Annotated in this window: 13 protein-coding genes; 5 read left to right on the top strand and 8 right to left on the bottom strand. The window is 65.8% G+C overall.

The window, feature by feature from the left end:
* Window positions 1–110: 110 nt before the first annotated feature.
* The 5 genes from BES08_RS08860 to BES08_RS08840 form a co-directional block, all read right to left on the bottom strand.
* Window positions 111–1,427: a cytochrome P450 gene (locus BES08_RS08860; RefSeq protein WP_083274637.1), complete on the bottom strand. Its 1,317-nt coding sequence runs from the start codon at window positions 1,425–1,427 to the stop codon at window positions 111–113.
* A complete protein-coding gene (locus BES08_RS08855; RefSeq protein ID WP_069708128.1) occupies window positions 1,427–2,626 on the bottom strand; it encodes an amidohydrolase family protein in 1,200 nt (399 codons plus the stop codon). The genes BES08_RS08860 and BES08_RS08855 overlap by 1 nt, the downstream gene beginning before the upstream one ends.
* 204 nt (window positions 2,627–2,830) lie before the next feature.
* The gene (locus BES08_RS08850) at window positions 2,831–4,015 is read right to left on the bottom strand and encodes a thiolase family protein (RefSeq protein ID WP_069708127.1); all 1,185 of its coding nucleotides are present in this window, start codon (window positions 4,013–4,015) and stop codon (window positions 2,831–2,833) included.
* The gene (locus BES08_RS08845) at window positions 4,012–4,401 is read right to left on the bottom strand and encodes a Zn-ribbon domain-containing OB-fold protein (RefSeq protein WP_008831634.1); all 390 of its coding nucleotides are present in this window, start codon (window positions 4,399–4,401) and stop codon (window positions 4,012–4,014) included. Before BES08_RS08845 ends, BES08_RS08850 begins: the two co-directional genes overlap by 4 nt.
* Complete coding sequence (locus BES08_RS08840) at window positions 4,401–5,609, bottom strand: CaiB/BaiF CoA transferase family protein (protein WP_069708126.1); 1,209 nt, start codon at window positions 5,607–5,609, stop codon at window positions 4,401–4,403. Before BES08_RS08840 ends, BES08_RS08845 begins: the two co-directional genes overlap by 1 nt.
* Before the next feature lie 117 nt (window positions 5,610–5,726).
* On the opposite strand from BES08_RS08840, the gene BES08_RS08835 reads away from it, so the two are divergent.
* Window positions 5,727–6,797 carry a phosphotransferase gene (locus BES08_RS08835; RefSeq protein WP_069708125.1) on the top strand — a complete coding sequence of 357 codons (1,071 nt, stop codon included), beginning with the start codon at window positions 5,727–5,729 and terminating at the stop codon, window positions 6,795–6,797.
* Between the two features lie 108 nt (window positions 6,798–6,905).
* On the opposite strand, the gene BES08_RS08830 is transcribed toward BES08_RS08835, so the two are convergent.
* Together BES08_RS08830 and BES08_RS08825 are read right to left on the bottom strand one after the other, a co-directional pair.
* A complete protein-coding gene (locus BES08_RS08830; protein ID WP_069708124.1) occupies window positions 6,906–9,470 on the bottom strand; it encodes a TonB-dependent receptor in 2,565 nt (854 codons plus the stop codon).
* Between the two features lie 337 nt (window positions 9,471–9,807).
* Complete coding sequence (locus BES08_RS08825; RefSeq protein ID WP_231957931.1) at window positions 9,808–10,527, bottom strand: dienelactone hydrolase family protein; 720 nt, start codon at window positions 10,525–10,527, stop codon at window positions 9,808–9,810.
* A 134-nt stretch (window positions 10,528–10,661) separates the two neighbouring features.
* Between BES08_RS08825 and BES08_RS34480 the strand changes: the two genes are divergently transcribed.
* The 4 genes from BES08_RS34480 to BES08_RS08805 all read left to right on the top strand — a co-directional run bounded on the left by BES08_RS34480 (window position 10,662) and on the right by BES08_RS08805 (window position 13,834).
* Window positions 10,662–11,390, top strand: a complete 729-nt coding sequence (locus BES08_RS34480) for a TonB family protein (protein ID WP_083274636.1) — start codon at window positions 10,662–10,664, stop codon at window positions 11,388–11,390.
* A 91-nt stretch (window positions 11,391–11,481) separates the two neighbouring features.
* Window positions 11,482–12,528 (top strand): mannose-1-phosphate guanylyltransferase, encoded by a 1,047-nt coding sequence (locus BES08_RS08815; RefSeq protein ID WP_069709202.1) that lies wholly within the window; start codon window positions 11,482–11,484, stop codon window positions 12,526–12,528.
* 10 nt (window positions 12,529–12,538) lie between these two features.
* On the top strand, window positions 12,539–13,375 hold the full coding sequence (locus tag BES08_RS08810) for a class I mannose-6-phosphate isomerase (RefSeq protein ID WP_069708122.1): 837 nt from the start codon (window positions 12,539–12,541) through the stop codon (window positions 13,373–13,375).
* A gap of 18 nt (window positions 13,376–13,393) precedes the next feature.
* The gene (locus BES08_RS08805; RefSeq protein ID WP_008831255.1) at window positions 13,394–13,834 is read left to right on the top strand and encodes a DUF2721 domain-containing protein; all 441 of its coding nucleotides are present in this window, start codon (window positions 13,394–13,396) and stop codon (window positions 13,832–13,834) included.
* A 16-nt stretch (window positions 13,835–13,850) separates the two neighbouring features.
* Here the strand turns inward: BES08_RS08805 and BES08_RS08800 are convergent, their stop codons facing one another.
* Window positions 13,851–15,227 carry an IS701 family transposase gene (locus BES08_RS08800; RefSeq protein WP_008833256.1) on the bottom strand — a complete coding sequence of 459 codons (1,377 nt, stop codon included), beginning with the start codon at window positions 15,225–15,227 and terminating at the stop codon, window positions 13,851–13,853.
* Window positions 15,228–15,313: the final 86 nt, after the last annotated feature.

Raw genomic sequence — 15,313 nt, 5'->3', positions numbered from 1 at the left:
AAAGCTGGGACCGCTGGCCTGTTACGGCCAACTATCGTTCAAACGCCCTGCCGAGGGGTGGGCTTTACGCGGCCAGCGCTCCCAGCCTTCGCTGGGATGACGGGGTAAGGTTACCGCAGCAACACCGGCAGCCCGGACACGCCCTGTTGCTCCAGCCCGCCAGTCATGAACGGCGCGCGCGCTTCGGGATCGAGCCGCAGGTTCGGGAAGTGGTCGAGCAGCGCGTTGATGCCGCGATTGATCTCCACCCGCGCCACGTTCATGCCGAGGCATCGGTGCGTACCGAACCCGAAGGCAAGGTTGGTCTTCTTCGGCCGGAACAGGTCGTATTCGTCGGGCCGCTCCCAGCGCGCAGGATCGCGGTTGGCCGGGCCGAGGCCGAGTTCCAGCACTGCGCCCTTGGGGATCGCGTGGCCGTAAAGCTCGGTATCCTCCATCACCATGCGGTAGAAGTAAGGCGCGGTCGGATACCAGCGCAGGCTTTCCTCCACCGCATCGTCCACCAGCGAGCGGTCGGCGCGGACCGCCGCCAGTTGCTCGGGATGGGTGAGCAGGGCGTAGAGCGCGATGCCCATCTGCCGCCACGAGGTGCCGCCGCCCGCGACCATCACCAGCTTGACGTGCGCCATGATCTCGCGGTCGGTGAGGGCACGCGGTTCCTCGCCCGGCATCAGCAGCTTCATCGTGATGAGGAAGCTGACGAGATCGTCCTTCGGCTCCTGACGGCGGCGCGCGATCAGGCCCAGCACGGTGCTCTCGACGATCTTCGCGTTGGCCTGCCGCTGCTCCATCGTCACCGTCCGGCTCGAACTGGTGGAGTTGAGGTAGGCGTGACGGAAACGCAGCGCCTCGTCGCCGTCGAGGCCGATGGCGGTGGTGATCGTGTAGACCGGGATCCGCGCGCAGTAGTCGAGGTTGAGGTCGGCGCGATCACCCCGGCCCATGCGGGCGATCAGGCGTTCGATGATGGTGTCGATGGTGTGCTCGCGCCACCAGCCCATCGCCTCGGGCATGTTGAAGCGCGGCTGGATGGTGCGGCGATAGGCGCGGTGGACCGGCGGGTCCATTTCGAGGATGCCCATCGTCTTCTCGCCCGCCGGGTTGTCGTGGCCTTGCACCGAGTTGGAGAACACCGCGGCATTGCGCAGCGCGGCTTCCACCGCCTCGAACGACAGCACCGTCCAGTGCGGACGTCCGGCCGCCCGCGCATGGCGCTCGTGCAGCGGCAGGCCGAGCAGTTCGCGCAGGCGACCTTTCAGCACCGGGCCTTCATCGCGCAGCGCGTGAATGCGCGGCATGATTTCCGCCACTTCCACAAGGTTGCCGATCGCCTCTGCCTCGCGGCGCACGTCGTAGAGTTCCTCGTAGAGCGGGTCGTCGGCGGTGAGGACATCGTCGTTCTCGGGCGCGGTGGGGGTGTCCAGCATCAGGCGATCCCCAGCAGCTTGCAGGCGTTGTCGTGGATGATCGCGCGCACGTCCGCCTCGGGCACGCCTTCGAAGTCGCGCAGGATGACCTCGCGCGATTTGGGGAAGGTCGTCTCCGAGTGCGGATAGTCCGAGGACCACATGATGTTGCGCGCGCCCGGGAGGTCGCGGTTGAGGATGCCGGTGCGGTCCTGGATGAACGAGCCGTAGACGTTGCGGTCCATGTAGTAGCTGGGGGGATGCTTGAGCTGGCTCTCGGTCCAGAAGCGCTGCCGTTCCCAGGTGCGGGTGATGTATTCGGTGTACCACGCGAACCAGCCCACGCCGCTCTCCATGCTGCCGATGCGCAAGTCCGGGAAGCGGTCGAAGATGCAGTTGAAGATGAAGATGCCGATCGGTTCGGCCATCGCCATCTTGCTCATCGGCATGTCGGGCAGGAAGAACTCCTTCTGCCCGAAGCGCGGCACCCGCGCGCCGAGGTGGAAGGTGATGACGAGGCCGTGGTCGCACACGGTCTTCCACAGCGCGTCGAACGCCGGGTCGGAATATTGCAGCGCGCCCTTGCTGTCGCCGGTCAGCGCCGAGACCTGGCCATCCTTCATCGCGGCGATGCCGGACGAGGTCTTCCAGGCGTCGGGGTTCTGCGGGAAGGCGGGCAGGTTGATGGCGCGAAAGCCCTTCTTCGCGAGCCGGGTGACGTGCGCGCAAGTCTCGTCGATGTCGCGCATCGGCACGTAACCGACGGGATATAGCCGGTCAGGCGCCACCGAGGCGAAGTCCATCACCCAGTTCTGGTACGCCTCGTAGCTGGCGACGTAGAGTTCGTTGTCGAACGAGCCCAGCGGCCCGCCGCCGAACAGCAGCGCGGCATCCATGCCATCGGCGTCCATGTCGGCGAGGCGGGTGGCGGGCTCCCATACCGTGCGCTGGTCTGCAAGGCGGCCCTTCATCTTGAAGTTCTTGCCCTCGCGACCGGCCTGGTTGTTGATCATCATGAAGGGGCGGCGATTGCCCTCGAAGCAGATGTAGTCCCCGTCCTCGGCGTGCTCGATGAAGGGCGCGCGGTCCTTGAGGTGGGCGGGGAGGTAGTCCTTCCACATGTCGTGCGGCGGATCGATGTGCGCGTCGGCGTCGAAGATCGGGCCGTACTGCCAATCGGTGGCCGCATTCGTGCGGATCGCGGGATCTGCTTCGCTCATGTCCGGTTCCTCTCGTCCCGATCTATTATTCTAAATTGCGAATTGATTATCGCATTAGTGAATGAGTCGGTCAAGCAGAGAGCAGACGCCACCGCCCGGGCGTATGCTCCCTTGCTTCGTCATTGCGAGCGCAGCGAAGCAATCCAGCGCAACATCACCCCGCCCTGGATTGCTTCGCTGCGCTCGCAATGACGATAAGGTGGGTCAATCCCGCCGCAGGATCATCGCGCCGTAGCCATAGCCGCCGTTGGAGACGATGCAGGTCCGCGCGTCCCGCACCTGCCGTCCGCCGCCGCGGCCCCAGAGCTGGACGGTAGCCTCATGGATGTGGCCGTAGCCGTGGAACCTCCCGGCGGAGAGCTGGCCGCCGCCGGTGTTGAGCGGCAGTTCGCCGTCCAGCGCGATCCGCTGCCCGCCCTCGGTAAAGCGGCAGGCCTCTCCCTTCGGCACGAGGCCGAGCGCCTCCAGCCACATCCACACGTGGATCGAGAACCCGTCGTAGATCTGCGCGCAGTCCATATCGGCGGGCGTGAGGTCGGTGCGCTCCCACAGCATCGCTCCGGCGCGGTGGGCGGCGGGTAGTTCGGTGAAGTCGCCCTCGTGGCGGCCAACCCACAGCCCGCCCACCGCCATGCCCATTGCCTCGATATGGAGCGGCGGATTGCGCAAGTCCTTCGCCGCATCCCGGTGCGACAGGACGATCGCGGTCGAGCCGTCGATATGGCTGTCGCAGTCGAACAGCCTCAGCGGCGAGGAGATCACCCGCGCCGCAAGATAATCGTCGAGGGTGAGCGGCTTGCGGTAGATCGCATTGGGATTGTGCGCGGCGTTGGCGCGGTTGTTGACGGCGATGGCGCCCAGTTGCGCCTCGTCGGCGCCGTACTTGTCGAAATAGGCCTGCGCATAGAGCGCGAAAGTGTTGATCGGCGAAAGCGCGTTGTAGGGCACGGTCCAGGCGTTGTTGCCGTCCACCCTGTCACGCGCGCCGGACATCAGCGTGGATGCGCGCGACACCAGCCGTGCCTGCGCCTGCGCGACGCTGCGGAACACCACGACATGACGGGCGAGGCCGCAGGCGATCGCGGTCACCGCGTTGAAGATCGGCGCCATGTGGCTGAACCCCTCGGCGGAGGCGAGAATCCAGCGTGGCTCGATGCCGAGCACGGCGGCCGCTTCGGAGGGGCTGACGGGCGCGATCCCCCCGCCTTCGCTGCTCTTGCCGGGATATGTGGCGATGCCGTCGATGTCCGAGGGAGAGAGCCCCGCGTCGGCAATGGCGGCGAGGCAGGAGTCGGCGGTCAGCTGCAGCGCGGTGCGGGGGGAGGGACGGCCGACCTCGGACTGCGCGGCGCCGGTGATGCACACCTGCTTTTCGGGGAGAAGGGTCATTCCCTGTCCTCCCGGAACATTGGCAGCCAGACATCGTCGTGGTGCTCGAACTCGACCGTCAGCGGCATGCCGATGCGCACCTCTTTCCCAAGGACATTGGTGAAGACGTAAAGCTGTGCCTGCTCCGCCAGCTCGACGACGCCGAACACGAAGGGCACGTCCAGCCCCGGCACCCACGCCTCATGGTTCACCGTGTAGCTGGCGAGGCGGCCCTTGCCGGAAACCGGCGCGGGGGCGACGGCCTCGCTGCCGCAACCCGAGCAGCGCGGGAAGGGCGGGTGCTGGTAGGTTCCGCATTGTCCGCAGCGCTGGATGCGCAAGCGCCCGTCCGCTCCGCAAGTCCAGTAGAAGGCGGTTTCCGGCTCCAGCTTCGGCAGCTTGCGCATCAGAACACCACACCCTGCACCTTGAGGTCGATGATCTCGTCCTCGGAGTAGCCCAGGCTCTCAAGCACCGCGTCGCTGTCGGCACCGAGGTCGGGCGAGCGGGTGGAGGACAGCGGCATGCCGTCGAAGACCATCGGCAGGCCGATCATCGGGATCTGCGTGCCGTCGCTGTAGTCCACGCGCTTGAGGTAGCCGTTAGCCTGCGCCTGCGGATCGTCCTTCATTTCGCCGACGTCCTGCACGACGTCCCACTGGCCCGACTGGCGCGAGAGGATCACCTTCCATTCGGCGAGCGTCTTGCCGGCGAACAGCGCCTTCACTTCGGCATAGCAGGCATCGATGTTCGCCTTGCGTGCGGCGGCGTCGGCGAAGCGGGGGTCGGCGGCGAGGTCGGGCCGTCCGGCGGCTTCGCAGAAGGGCGCCCAGTACTTGTCCGCCTGCAGCATGCAGAGCGCGAGGAAACGCCCATCGGCCGTGCGGTAGTTGCTGACGAGCACGTTGTTGGGCTTGTCGGCGGGCGGCTTGGGGAACTTCTGCACCCCGTCCGCCGTCGCCTGGCAGACGTAGCGCTGCATCGACCACAGGGCGGTGCCCAGCAGCGAGACGTCCACAGCCGAAGCCTCGCCGGTCAGCGCCCGCTTGGCGATGGCGGCGCAGATCGCGCCCGAGAGCATCGCGCCCGATATCGTATCGCCGAATGCCGGTCCCGGCGGACCTACCGGATGCGGCGCCTCGGGCTCGGTCAGCGAGGACGAGATGCCCCCGCGCGCCCAGAAGGTGATGGCATCGTAGCCGCCTTTCTCATGGTCGGGGCCATTGGGGCCGAGCGCGCTGCCGCTGGCGTATATAAGGCCGGGATACTCCGCCCGGATCGTCTCCTCGTCGATCCGCATCGCCCGCCGCGCCGGAGGCAGCAGATTGGTGAGGAACACGTCGGCGTCCTTCAGCAACCGATCCAGCACCGCGCGCCCGGCCTCCTGCTTGAGATCGAGCGTCACCGAGCGCTTGCCCCGGTTGTAGCTCTCCCACGAATAGTCGATTTTCCCGCCGCCAAGACCGCCGATCGAAAGCCCCCGCAGCGGATCGCCGGTCGGCGGCTCGATCTTGATCACGTCGGCGCCAAGGTCCGCCAGCATCCCGCCGCAAGCCGGCACGAAGGCCCACATCGCGACTTCCACGACCTTGATGCCTTCCAGCGGCTTGCCCATCGGCCTCTCCCGTTCTGTTACCATCGCTTGACCGATGAAATTCTATATTGCGAAGGATGGACCGAAATGGCGAATTAGGTCAAGCCGAACGGACATATATCGGGAAAGGGAAAAGGCATGTCTCAAGTCCTCGAAAGGCCGCGCCCGGCGCAGCCGCAAGTCACGGTTCCGGCGACGCTGGAACAGGCGCTCGATCCGCAGTGGCTGGCGGGAGCGCTGGGCAAAATCGCGGCCGGGCGCGCCATCGCGCAGGTCGAAGAGGTGGAGGTGATCCGCACCGTCGCCACCAAAGTGCGCTTCGCGGTGACCTTCGAAGACGGTCAGCGGCTGGGCTTCTGCCTCAAGGGCCTGCTCGACGTGGACGCGATGACCGCGCGCGGCGGGCCGACCTGCGTGCTCGAATCGGACTTCTACAACAAGGTCGCGCCCGTGATCGCCGTGCGCGTGCCCGATTGCGTCGCCACCGTGATCGACCGCGAGGCGCATCAGGCCGTGACGATCATGCGCGACCTCATCGCCGATGGCGCGCGGTTCTGCTCGGCGCTCGATCCGTTCACGGCGGACGATGCGCTAGAGAGCCTGCGGCAGTTGTCGTTGCTCCATGCGCGAAGCGATTTCCTCGATGGCGCCGACTGGATTCGGCCGCGCGCCGCGGAACTGGCGAAGATGAGCTATGTCACGCCGGAGGCCCTGCAGGACCTGCTCGACGGACCGCGCGGCGACAACCTATCGCCCCGCGTGCGCAGCGCCGCCAATCTTGCGGCGGCGATCAGGGAACTCGCCGCGCGCGACGGCGGGCGGCCGCAGTTCATGATCCATGGCGACGCCCATGCGGGCAACGTCTTCCGTACGCCCGAGGGCATGGGCGTGATCGACTGGCAACTGCTCCAGCGCGGGGGCTGGGCGCTCGACGTGGCCTATCACCTGAACGCGGTGCTGCCGACCGAAGTGGCCGAGGTCGAGGAGCGCCGCCTGCTGGGCGAGTACCTCTCGATGATGCGCGGGCACGGGATGGACATGCCGTCCGAAGCGGACGCCTGGATGCAGTACCGCGAAGGCGTGACCTACGGCTATTACCTATGGTCGATCACCCGCCGCGTCGATCCGCCGATCATTGTCCAGTTCGTCGATCGGCTCGGCAAGGCGGTGATGCGGCACGACAGCTTCGGGCTGCTGGGCGCCGCCTAGCTTCCCATGAAAAGGGCCACGCCGGTGACGGCGTGGCCCAAGGTCCGGCCGCGAGGGCCGTAACGAAACCCCGCGCACTCGGCGGCGCGGGGTTCGTGTCGTGCAAGATCAGCGCCCGAAGGCGTACTTGAGGCGCACCCCGTACATGCGCGGCGGGCCGTACATGAAGTCGCCGATACCCGAAGAATCGTAGCCGCCGCCCGACGTGGTGCGATAGTGCTTGTTCGTCACATTCTGCGCGAAGACGACCACGTCGAAGCCCGAGCCGCCCACGTCGGTGATGCCGGCATTGAGGTTCAGCAGGCTGTAGCCGGGGATCTGCAGGTTCCCATCGACGAACTGCTTGGCCGTATACGTGAAGACCGCCCCGAAGTTCAGCTCACCGACGTTGTCGCCCAGCGGAACCGAGTAATCGCCCGAGAGCGTCAGCTTGTGCTTGGGCGAGTAGGTCAGCGGACCTCCGATCCGCCCGCGCGGGATGATCTGCAGGAAGGGGCTGTCCGCCGAGAGCGTGGGCGTGATGAGGTCCTTGAGCTTGGTGTCGAGATAGGCATATCCCGCCGAGAGCCGCAGCCCCTGGAACGGGGTCACGCCTGCATCCACCTCGACGCCTCTGATGACGGATTTACCCGCGTTGATGATCGCCGAGCCGCCGACCAATCCGCTTTCGGGCTTGGGAATGAGCGCGCCGAATACCTGCTGGTTCGAGAAATCGTTCCAGAACCCGGCGACGTTGAGATAGCCGGGCAGGGCTCCGCGGAATGTCAGCTTGGCGCCGACCTCGTAGGCATCGACTTTCTCGGGAAGGGCGGTCTCCAGCCCCGGATTGGTGAAGTTCACCGTACCCTGGCGATAGCCGCGCGCGTACTTGGCATAGATCAGGGTATCGGGCGTCGGCTTGAAGTCGAGGTCGATCAGCCACGTCGGCTTGTTCGACTTGACGGTGATCCGCGTGCCGCATGCCGTCAGGTCGCCGCCGTTGGCGATCAGATTGACGGTCGCATGGTTCAGGTTGTCGTTGCACACCCAGTTCGAAAGCACGTAGCCGACACTGGGCACGCTGGCGAACACGCGGCGATTGCTTTCGGAATAGCCCGCGATCTTGTCGAACGTCCAGCGCCCGCCAAGGGTCAGTGCCAGCTGGTCCGTGAAGCGATAGGTGCCTTGCGCGAAGACGCCGTGGTTGTCGAACGCCAGTTGCGTGCGCGATTCCGAGATGATGGTGCCCGGGATCGGGGCGCTGTCGGACAGTGGCAGGCCGCCCGAGCAGTTCAGGACCCCCGGATCAACGCAGTTGCCGTAGATTCCGGTACGTTGCTGGTTGTAGCCGAGCGGCCGGCTGAATTCGAGATAGCCGCCGACCACGAAGTTGAACTTGCCGTCGGCCGAGCGCCCCTGGATCTGCAGTTCCTCGGTGGTGGTGGATTCTGCGGCCGCATCGTGGCCGGGCTGGGTGCCGAGCTGGATGTAGTCGAACGGCTGGCCGATCTGCGGGCCTCTGCGCGCCGCGTAATAACGGGTGATCGCCGTGTCCGGCACCGTGAAGTTGTCGCTGTAGAGCTGGAACTGGCTCTGCTCGCGGTATTCGCCGTAACTGACGATGTTCTTGATCGTGATCGTGTCGCTGGCTTGCCAGGTCGTCGTGTTGATCGCCTGCCAGGTGCGCAGGAACATGCGCGGGTCGGGATCGCTCACATCGACGTCGAGAGGGCCGTCGCCGCGCGCGGTCTGACGGGCGATCTGGTCGCAGGCGGCCAGCGAGGTGTAGTAGCGGCTGATGCTGTACTTGCTGCCGTTCGGGTTGATGGGGGAGATCGTCGCCGGGTTGATCTGACGCGGATCGCCGGGGTTGGAATCGCAGAACTCGTAGTGCGAAGCATAGCCGTTGGTGTCCGAACGGCTGTAGTGGAAGATCGTGTAGTTCTCGAGGTTCGGGGTCAGGTCCGCAACGACGCTGAGACGGCCGTAGAAGTAATTGACGTCGTTGAAGTCCTTCGGGCCGACGCCGGAATGGTTTTTCATATAGCCGTCGCGCTCGTTGCGGTCGATCGCGACGCGGACCTTGAAGGTATCGGCCAGCGGTGCGTTGAACATCGCCTGGACGCGCTTCTGGTCGTAGTTGCCGTAAGTCCCCTCGATCGAGGCTTCGAGCAGGTCGGTGGGCTTGGCCGGCACCAGCAGCACGGCGCCGCCGGTGGTGTTGCGGCCCTGCAGGGTGCCTTGCGGGCCTTTCAGCACCTGCACGTTCTGGAGGTCGGTGAAAGCGCCCGCGCCCACGGTGTTGCCGCCTGCCGTGCCACCCTGCGCGCGCACGCCCACGACGTCGGCGAAGTATACGCCCACGGTCGGCGCGGTCGAGGCGTCCTGGTTGAAGCCGCGGATGGAGAACGTCGATTTCTCAGGCCCGTAACGCGTGTTGACCGAGAGCGAAGGGGTGAAGACCGCAAGGTCGGAGGCGACCGCGATGTTGCGCTTCTGGATCTGGTCGCCGCTGAACACGGTGATCGAGATCGGCACGTCCTGCAGGCGTTCTTCGGTACGACGGGCGGTGACGATGATCTCGTCCGGGTTGATGCCCTGCGCCATTAGCGGCGTCGCCGTCAGCCCCGCAAAGGCGATTGCCGGGACCGCAACGCTGCTGGTGAGCCGGCTCCTGAAATTCCTTGCACTCATGATTTCTCCTCTCCTCCGGAAACATTGTTCTCGTTATCGGCAGACGGTTCTGCGGGACGGCCGGCTGTTGCCGGTCCGCGCGGGAGTTTGGGGATAATCGAAATGGGGAAGCGTCCGGATCCGGCATGGCCGGCCAGCGATCGACGCCCCCGTCAGCGCCTGTTCTCTCTCCCTGGTGCCGATGCCCGGCAGACCTTCTTGCTTGAGGGAAACATTACGAATCCCTCGTCTGTTTGCAAGGATAACTGTGAGACATTCAGTTCACAATTGGGAATTATACATCGAAAATACGAATTAATCCGAGAGCGTGGCGCAATTGTAACACCTGTTCAGCAAATCATGCCGAAAGGATCACTTCGAGCAGGGCGAGAGTGCCGCTCCAGGCAATTCGATGTGCCGCCGCGTCATATTCTATCCCCTCGGCGATACCGTCGTGATCGGGGTCGGTGAAGGCGTGGCGGGCGCGTGCGAACTCGGTCGCGGAGTAGTTCGCACCGGCCAGATCGAGTTCTGCGCGCACCGCATCGAAGTCGGCGCGCGGCACGTAAGGGTCGCGGCCGCCGGTCCAGATGGCTATGTGCGGCGTGACAGTGCCGGGCGCAGCCGGTGCATGCGTGGCGAGGAGGCCATGAAAGCTCGAAACCGCCCGGACCGGTGCGCCGCTGCGGGCGAGTTCGAGGACGCACTTGCCGCCGAAGCAATAGCCCACCGCTGCGACCCGCTCGGGATCGACGCCGGGCAGGGCGCACACCGCCTCGAACCAGGCGACGACGCGTGCGCGCAGGACTTCGGGCCGTTCCATCAGGTCTGCGAAGTGCCGGCCCGCCGCCTGCGGAGTCGAGATGTCGGCGCCGCGCGCGTACATGCTGGCAGCGACCGCGACGTAGCCGGCCTTGGCAACCGCCTGCACCGCCGCTTCGAAGCTGAGGCCAGGGCCAGTGGCTCCCGGGATCATCAGCACCGCCGCATGGGGGCCGTCGCTTTGCGGCCGGGCCACGAAACCTTCCAGTGCGATCCCTTCGTGGTTGCAGGCAACCGGTTCGAATCTGTCGTCCATCGCCATGGCTGCTCCTCATTATCGCATATGTGAATGATGTGTCGCAGAAAGGAATGATCGGTGGCCCGGGCCTTGTCAAAGCCGGACCTTGTCAAAGGTTGCGCCGGCTTGCACGCCCGTGCGATCACCGGGCGATGATGCGCAGCGGATATCGGCAGGAGCACAAACCGCGCTGGAAGATCGCGGCGGTCGTGCTGCTGATCCACGTCGTCGTGATTGCCGGGCTGGTGCGGGCGTTCACCCCGGACCTCGCCGCGCAAGTGGCGCGATCGGTGACGCGGGCCTTCACGATTGCGGCCGAACCTCCGCCGCCGCCCGCGCCTGTCCCCTCTTCCGCACCGAGCAGCGCAGCCCCGCGCGAAGAGGGCGCAGCCGCGGCTGCGGGTCGCAAAGCGGACCCGCGCCCGGTCCCGGCGCCCAGGACGCCCGTGGTCGTCCGCCCCGCGCAAGCTCCTCCGGTGGCGGGCAAAGGCGCGGAAAACGCTGCCGGAGCCACCGCGCAGGGCGAGGGCACGGGGGCGTCGGGCTTCGGTTCGGGCACCGGCGCGGGCGCAGGCGGGGATGGCACCGGCGGCGGCGGCGCATCGCCGACGGTGAAGGTGGCGGGAGACATCAATTCGGCGAAGGACTACCCCCGCGCCACCCGGGACTTGCGGGTCGGGGCATCGGTGACCATCGACCTCAGGGTAGGAACCGATGGCCGCGTCGCCGCCTGCCGGATCGTGCAGCCCAGCCCGGACCCGGAGGCGGACCGCATTACCTGCGACCTCGCGATGCGCCGTTTTCGCTTTCGCCCGGCAAAAGATACTGGCGGAAAAACAGTAGAAGCGATTTATCGCTGGCGTCAGCGCTGGTTTTATTGACGTAATATACACGCGCGACGTTGCATTGCAGCATTGGGCGGCTATGACCATCGAACTGGTATCCGTCAGCGGACGAGCGAAACTTTACCCTATGTCGATCCTTGTTCCCGTCATTCTCTGCGGAGGCAGCGGCACGCGCCTGTGGCCGCGCAGCCGGGCCGCGATGCCCAAGCCGTTCCTGCCGCTGGTCGGCGACAGCACCCTGTTCGAAGCGGCGCTGGCCCGTTGTCCCGGCTCGGGAGGCTTCGCGGCCCCGGTCGTGGTGACCGGCCACAAGCACCTCGCCCACGTCGAGGCGCAACTCGGCGTGGTCGAGGGGGCGCAGGTCATCGTCGAGCCTTCGGCGCGCAACACCGCCGCCGCCATTGCGCTCGCCGCCTGCCGCCTGCCCGAGGACGCGGTGATGCTGGTCTGTCCGAGCGATCACCACATCGGCAATACCGAGGCTTTCGCGGTCGCCGCAGCCGCTGCGGCGGGGTTGGCGCAGCAGGGCTGGCTGGTGTCCTTCGGCATCGAGGCGACGGCGCCCGAAACCGGCTTCGGCTACCTCAAGCGCGGCGAGGCAATTCCCGAGCACGGCGGTTTCCGCACCGCGCAGTTCGTCGAGAAGCCGGATCTGGAGCGCGCCAAGGCGTTCCTTGCCGAAGGGATCTACGCCTGGAACGGCGGAATCTTCGCGTTCCGGGTGAAGGACTTCCTCGCCGAACTGACCGCGCACCGCCCGGACGTCGCCACCAGCGTCGCGGATGCGGTGGCGAAGGGCGCCGAGGACGGCCAGCGCTTCCATCCCGATGCGGCGACCTTTGCCGAAGTGCCCAGCGTCTCGGTCGACTACGCGGTGATGGAGAACACCACCCGCGCGGCGATGGTGCCCGCCGACATGGACTGGTCGGACATCGGCAACTGGCAGGCGCTGCACGAGGCGCTGGAAAGCGATGAGCACGGCAATTCGGTGCGCGGTTCGGGCACGGTCGAGATGGTCGACTGCCGCGGCGTGCTGGTCGACAGCGACGGCCCGCGCGTCTCTGTGATCGGGCTGGAGGACGTGATCGTCGTCGTCGATGGCGATGACATCATGATCACTACGGTTGCCGGCGTGCAGAAGGTGGGCAATCTTTCCGGCGCCAGGAATCAGTGAGTATTCGCCGATGACCAACGCCCGCGCTTCCTCCTCGCTGCCGATCCGACAGGTCGAGAAGCCCTGGGGCCTGGACGTCCTGCCTGCGCCGTTCGAGGCGCCCGAGGGCCAGCGCATCGGCGAAATCTGGTTCGAGCCGCCCGCCGCTCTGCCCGAGCTTCTGGTCAAGTACATCTTCGCCAGCGAGGCGCTGTCGGTGCAGGTCCACCCTTCGGACGCGCAGACGCTGGCCAAGGGCATCGGGCGGCAGGGCAAGGAGGAATGCTGGCTGATCGTCGCTGCCGAGCCGGGCGGCAAGCTGGGCATCGGCTTCGACCGGGAGATCGGCGAGGACGCGATGCGCGCCGCCGCGCTCGACGGGTCGATCGAACACCTGATGACCTGGCACGAGGTCGCGCCGGGCGATTTCTTCTATATCCCGGCCAACACCGTCCATGCCATCGGCGCGGGCGTCAGCCTGATCGAGGTGCAGCAGAACAGCGACATTACCTATCGCCTCTACGACTACGGCCGCCCGCGCGAGCTGCATCTGGAGGACGGGATGGCGGTATCGCACGGCGAGCCGTACTCGCGTGAACAATGGTTCAAGCACGTGCCGCTGGACGGTTCGCAGGTGCTGGTCGATGGCCCGCTCTTCGTGCTGGACCAGGTCGCGGGCGTGCCGTCGCAGGAGATCGCAATGCGCTATCCCGATGCACTGCTGGTGATCCCGCGCGAGGGCGCGGTCGAAGTCGCCGGCGAGTCCATCGCGCCCGGCAGCTGTGCGCTGGCGATGAGCCTCGCCGACGTGCGATTTGCGGAAAACGGCGTTTGCCTGCTGACGAGGCCCTGTAAAATCGCGTCCTGACGGTGCATGAAGGGGAACATGATCGTCCAGACCATCCAGTTGGCACTGACGCCGGTGTTCGTGCTCGTGGCCATCGGCAATATCCTCAACATCCTCTCGACGCGGCTCGGGCGCGTGGTCGATCGCGCGCGGCTCCTGCAGGAGCGGCACGGCACCACGCAGGGCATGGAGCACGACATCGTCGTCAGCGAATTGCGGCTGGTGAACCGGCGCATGACGCTGATCACCCAGGCGGTGCGCTTCATGGTGCTCTCGGCGCTGGCGATCGGCGTGACGGTGGCGGTGCTGTTCCTGTCCGGCCTTGGCGGGATGGACTGGCATGCGGCGGCGGCGGTGACCTTCCTTGCGGCGATCGTGCTGCTGCTCGTCGCGCTCGTGCTTTTCCTGCGCGAAACGCAGGTGGCGGCCGACGCGCTGCGCATTCCCAGCGACTATCTGGAACTTCATCGCCACATCTGAGCTCGACTTTGTACGATCAGGTAGCGAAGCATAGTGCCTGAGCCATACGTTTTAGGCGGGTTGTGGGAATATAGTTCGGTTCTGGGTGCGGCGGGGAGTGTTGATTAATGTCGCCGACCCAGAGTTGGAGACGGACAGCTCCGATGGCGTCACTGAATGTCAGGTTGGTTTTTCGATACCAGGCGGCGGAATAAGGGGTGCTTTTAATGGTCAACAGATCGCAGGCCCATAGCGATATTAGGCTGTAGAGACCCAGCAGCGCCGGCGTGGTTCGCGCTATGGCTTTGTCGGTCCACTGGCGCTGTGTTTCGACACCAAGGTGAGCGCGGGTTTCTGCAAAGGTGACCTCGATCTGCCATCGGCGGACGTAGAGGGCGATCATCTCGGCGGGCTCGAGGGTGATGTCGGTACTGAAGAAGGCCTGCGGGTCGCGCTTTCCGTCAGGATCGCGAACCAGGACCCAGCGGACCGGCAAGACCGGGGTGCCGGGCCTGTACCATAGGGCGATGTCAGATGTGATCTCGAGCGTCTTGCCGCCCGCATGGCCATACCAGGCAGAGACGAGAATGCTGGTCCAGCGTGTCGCCGGGTTGGCGAGCAGGGTCTTGAGTTTTGGTAATGCTCGCCCTTTCTGTGCGGGGCGCCCCATCGTGCGTGCCGTTCGCCCCGCAGGCTGTGCAAACAAGTTGGCATCGAGCCGCAGTCGGCTGATGAGTGTGGCCCGGCGGACAATTGCATGTGCCAGTTCGTGGACAGCAAAGCTGCTGTCGCCAATGAAGATGATCCGCCGACCCGGCAGCCAGCGAGACAGCTGTAGCGCGCCCTGCCGCGCCCAGTCCGTCAGCAATTTATGACGACAGCCGCGTTGACGGTTCGATCGTTCCGAAGGAGCGAGCAACGTCAAGACTGGCAGCGCTTTGATCAGGCGGGTCCATGACACCGGGGTGAGCACCATAAAACTGAGCCAGCGCAGTCCGCTAGCTTTGACGAAATGGCCGTGACTGGAGCGGACCGGGTCGCGGTAGATACCCCGTGCGGTGATCCGGCGCCCCCATCGCCGCTCAATGGTGTCGTCCATACCGATGACCACAGGACCATCGGGCACGAGCCGTTCGACCACAATGCCCAGTAAACGCCTGGCAACGGCACGGGAGCTCCAGCGGGCGCGGTTGAGGATCTGGTGATAGGTTGCAAAGTTGGCAGCATCGCCCCGGCCGGTCACGCGCAGGCAAGACGTGACGGTCCGTTTGCCCGTGGCCAGCACGCCCCCCATCACAAGAACAAGTACATGCTCCCAACTGGGAGCCGTAAAGCAGGGACGCCATGCCTGCAGCCATTGGCGCAGGATCTGGGGGACGGGATCGCCGATCACGGCCTTGTTCTGGTCCAACATCCCATGCTTCGAGTCCTGACTGAAGCACGTTGCAACGCTTAGGCTGTTGCCATGCGGTGAGGTGACTCGGATATGCTGTGACCTGA

Origin of the sequence: Novosphingobium resinovorum (assembly GCF_001742225.1) — a bacterium.
In the GTDB taxonomy this organism is placed as follows: domain Bacteria; phylum Pseudomonadota; class Alphaproteobacteria; order Sphingomonadales; family Sphingomonadaceae; genus Novosphingobium; species Novosphingobium resinovorum_A.
This window is presented reverse-complemented; position numbering and strand designations above follow the sequence as displayed.